This is a genomic window from Micromonospora sp. NPDC003776, assembly GCF_053605645.1.
In genome coordinates this window covers 1-4,271 of the sequence record NZ_JBSGJR010000582.1, presented here as the reverse complement: position 1 = coordinate 4,271, position 4,271 = coordinate 1, and the positions used below count along the sequence as shown (strand labels likewise).

Genomic DNA, 4,271 nt, shown 5'->3' with positions numbered 1-4,271 from the left:
GTGGCTACCGCGGCGGTCCCGGTGGCGGCGGCGGTGGCGGTGGCTACCGCGGCGGTCCCGGTGGCGGCGGCGGTGCCGGCGCGGGTGCCGGTGGCGGTTTCCGTCCCGGTGGTCCGGCCGGTGGCGCCGGTCGTCCGGGTGGCGGCGGTCGTGGCCGTGGCGGCGGCGCTGCGGGTGCCTTCGGGCGTCCGGGTGGCAAGCCGACCCGTGGCCGCAAGTCCAAGAAGCAGCGCAGACAGGAGTTCGACAACCTGTCGGCCCCGACCATGTCCTCGGGTGCTCCCCGCGGTCAGGGTCAGGTCGTCCGGCTGTCCCGTGGCGCCTCGCTGTCGGACTTCGCCGACAAGATCAACGCCAACCCGGGTTCGCTGGTCCAGGAGATGTTCAACCTGGGCGAGATGGTGACCGCGACCCAGTCGTGCTCCGACGACACCCTGCTGCTGTTGGGTGAGCACCTCGGCTTCGACGTGCAGATCGTCAGCCCGGAGGACGAGGACCGCGAGCTGCTCGCGCAGTTCAACATCGACCTCGACGCCGAGGTCGCGGCGGAGCGCCTGGTCAGCCGTGCGCCGGTGGTGACCGTCATGGGTCACGTCGACCACGGTAAGACCAAGCTGCTCGACGCGATCCGCAAGGCGAACGTCGTGGCCGGCGAGGCGGGCGGCATCACCCAGCACATCGGTGCCTACCAGGTGCACGTCCCGCACGAGGGCGTCGACCGCGCGGTGACCTTCATCGACACCCCGGGTCACGAGGCGTTCACCGCCATGCGTGCCCGTGGTGCCCAGGTCACCGACATCGTGATCCTCGTGGTCGCGGCCGACGACGGCGTCATGCCGCAGACCATCGAGGCGCTCAACCACGCCAAGGCGGCGGACGTGCCGATCGTGGTCGCGGTCAACAAGGTCGACAAGCCGGAGGCGAACCCGGACAAGGTCCGCCAGCAGCTGACCGAGTACGGCCTGGTCGCCGAGGAGTACGGCGGCGAGACCATGTTCGTCAACGTGGCCGCGAAGCCCGGCATCGGCATCGAGGAGCTCCTCGAGGCCGTGCTGCTGACCGCCGACGCGTCGCTGGAGCTGACCGCTCCGATCGACGGGCCGGCGCAGGGTGTCGCGATCGAGGCGCACCTGGACAAGGGCCGTGGCGCGGTGGCGACCGTGCTGGTGCAGAAGGGCACCCTCCGGGCCGGCGACTCGATCGTCGCCGGTGGGGCGCACGGCCGGGTCCGGGCCATGCTGGACGAGAACGGCAAGCCGGTCGACGAGGCCGGTCCGGCGCGTCCGGTCATGGTGCTCGGTCTGACCACGGTGCCGGGAGCGGGTGACACCTTCCTGGCCGCCGAGGACGACCGGACCGTGCGGCAGATCGCCGAGCAGCGGCAGGCGCGACGGCGGGCGGCGGCATTCGCCAACTCCCGTGGCCGGGCCACCCTCGAGACGCTCATGGAGCAGCTCAAGGAGGGCGAGAAGACCTCGCTCAACCTGGTGCTCAAGGGCGACGTCTCCGGTTCCGTGGAGGCCCTCGAGGACGCGCTGTTCAACCTCGACATCCCGGAGGAGGTCCAGCTTCGGATCATCCACCGGGGCGTGGGTGCGATCACCGAGAGCGACGTCATGCTCGCGAGCGCCTCGTCCGAGGCGGTCACGATCATCGGCTTCAACGTGCGGGCCGCCAACAAGGTCCGCGAGATCGCCGACCGCGAGGGCGTGGAGATCCGGTACTACACGGTCATCTACCAGGCCATCGAGGAGATCGACGCCGCGCTCAAGGGGCTGCTCAAGCCGGAGTACGAGGAGGTCGAGCTAGGCACCGCGGAGATCCGCGACGTCTTCCGCTCGTCCAAGATCGGCAACATCTCCGGCTGTATCGTCCGGTCCGGCCTCATCCGCCGCAACGCCAAGGCGCGGCTGCTGCGGGACGGGGCGGTCGTGGCGGACAACCTCACGATCAGCTCCCTCAAGCGGTTCAAGGACGACGCGACGGAGGTCCGCGAGGGCTTCGAGTGTGGTCTGACGCTGGGCGGTTTCAACAACGTCCAGGTCGGCGACATCATCGAGACCTTCGAGATGCGGGAGAAGCCGCGCGCCTGAGCGGTGTGAACGACCGGCGGCGGCCGGGGCCTGCGGGCCCCGGCCGTCGCCGTTTCCGCAGGCTGCGACAATCTCCGGCGTGCTCAGGTACGCGCTGCTTCTCGCCCCGTCCGCCAACCGCGTCTACGCCGACGCCGCCGGCCGGCTGGCCCGCGCCGAGCTGGAGATCTTCGCCGGGGCGGGAGTGCTCGACGTGGCACCCGTGGACGCCGCCACGGAGCGGATCGGCGGGGTGGAGTATCTGACCTTCGCCGCCCCGGAACCCGGCCCGAGCCCGCGCGACCTGGCCTACCTGGCCAACCTGTCGGCGGCGTACGTGCTGTTCGAGCGGGTGGGCGACGACCTGTTGCGCCCGGTGCCGCTGTCTCCCCTCGCCCGGTACGACTCCGACCTGATCACCATCCCCAAGTACGCCGGCAAGACCAACGAGCAGTTCACCCGGCTGCTGCTCAACGCCACCCTGCTCGCCTCCGCCTCGGCCGGCGCGCTGCTGGACCGGCAGCTGGTGGTCCTCGACCCGCTCTGCGGCCGGGGGACCACCCTCAACCAGGCCCTCATGTACGGCTACGACGGCATCGGCGTCGAGCACGACGGCAAGGACGTCGACGCGTACGCGGCGTTCCTGCGTACCTGGCTGCGGCGCAAGCGGCTCAAGCACACCGCCGAGACGGTGCCCGTGCGCCGCGACCGCAGGCTGGTCGCCCGGCGCTTCGAGGCGGTGCTCGCCCCCTCCCGGGACGAGCATCGGGCCGGGGCCACCCAGCGGGTCACCGTGCTGCACGCCGACACCACCCGGGTTCGGGAGGTGCTCCGGCCCCGCTGCGCCGACGTGATCGTGACCGATGCCCCGTACGGGGTGGCCCACGGCAGCCGTACCGAGCAGGGCCTGTCCCGCAGCCCCCTCGATCTGCTCACCGCCGCCGTGCCGGTCTGGCGGGAGCTGCTGCGTCCCGGCGGGGCGCTGGGGCTGTCCTGGAACACCCACGTGGCGCCGCGGGCCGCCGCCGAGGCGGTGCTGACCGGGGCCGGCCTGCGCGTGGTGGACGGGCCGGGCTACCTCGGTCTGGCGCACCGGGTGGATCAGGCGATCGAGCGGGACGTGCTGGTGGCGGTCGCGCCCACGGCGACCGCGCGCGAGGACCGGGAGCCGGCGGCGGAAACCGGGTGACCCGAGGGGCGCGCGGCGCGTACCGTTGCTCGCCGTGTACACGGGAACCGCGCATTTCGACCTGTTGCTGCCGGGGGACTCCCGGTCCCTGAAGGCCAAGCGGTCGTACGTCCGGCCGATCGTCGCCGCGTTGCGCCGGTTCGAGGTGTCCGCCGCCGAGGTCGGGGCGCTCGACCTGCACGGCCGGGCCCAGATCGGGGTGGCCGTGGTGGCCGCCGAGCCGGCCCACGTCCGGGAGGTGCTCGACTCGTGCGAGCGGTTGGTCGCCGCCCGCCCGGAGACCGAGCTGCTCTCCGTCCGCCGCCGCCTCTACGGCGAGGAGGACTGAGCGGCGCCGCCCCGGCGGTTAGGAAGGGGCCCTTCACCCCCACGAGGCGTTAACAGGGGGCCCTTCCTTGCACCCCGGCGGCGCTGCGCGACGGGCTGGGGCCCGCGGGTAGTGTTCAAAGTTGTTGGGCGGTCGGGCCCGGGGGCGCACCGCGCCGTCGGCTCCGGCCGACGGCTCCAGGTCCGGCGCGACGCGCCGAGCTGGAGTCGTCGCAGAGACAGGGTGATCCTGGAGGTGGGGGACATGACGGATCCGGCCAAGGTACGCCGGCACGCGGAGCGCATCCGTGAACTGGTCGCGTCGGTGGTGCGGAGCCAGATCAAGGACCCCCGGCTCGGGATGATCACCATCACCGACGCCCGGATCACCGCCGACCTGCGGGACGCCACCGTCTTCTACACCGTGCTCGGCGACGCGACGGCCCAGGCCAGCACGGCCGCCGCCCTGGAGAGCGCCAAGGGCATGCTGCGCAGCACGGTCGGCAAGGCGCTCGGGCTGCGCCACTCGCCGACCCTGACCTTCGTCCTCGACGACGTGCAGGACCAGGTCAAGCACATCGACGACCTGCTGGCCGCGGCGCGGACCGCCGACGCCGAGGTGCAGCGGCTGGCCGCCGGCGCGCAGTACGCCGGGGAGGCCCAGCCCTACCGGCTGGACGAGGACGAGGCCGAGGACGCCGAGG

4 protein-coding genes are annotated in these 4,271 nt (G+C 72.4%); all 4 read left to right on the top strand.

Annotation, left to right across the window (positions count from 1 at the left end; genetic code table 11):
• The coding region (infB, locus tag ACWEVO_RS31305) for a translation initiation factor IF-2 (protein ID WP_452311067.1) at nucleotides 1-2,093 on the top strand (2,093 nt) is incomplete at its 5' end.
• A 79-nt stretch (nucleotides 2,094-2,172) separates the two neighbouring features.
• Complete coding sequence (locus ACWEVO_RS31300; protein ID WP_452311066.1) at nucleotides 2,173-3,261, top strand: TRM11 family SAM-dependent methyltransferase; 1,089 nt, start codon at nucleotides 2,173-2,175, stop codon at nucleotides 3,259-3,261.
• Between the two features lie 34 nt (nucleotides 3,262-3,295).
• The gene (locus ACWEVO_RS31295; RefSeq protein ID WP_452311065.1) at nucleotides 3,296-3,589 is read left to right on the top strand and encodes a DUF503 domain-containing protein; all 294 of its coding nucleotides are present in this window, start codon (nucleotides 3,296-3,298) and stop codon (nucleotides 3,587-3,589) included.
• Nucleotides 3,590-3,832: 243 nt separating this feature from the next.
• Nucleotides 3,833-4,271: 30S ribosome-binding factor RbfA (gene rbfA / locus ACWEVO_RS31290; RefSeq protein WP_452311064.1), on the top strand; the 439-nt coding region annotated here is incomplete at its 3' end.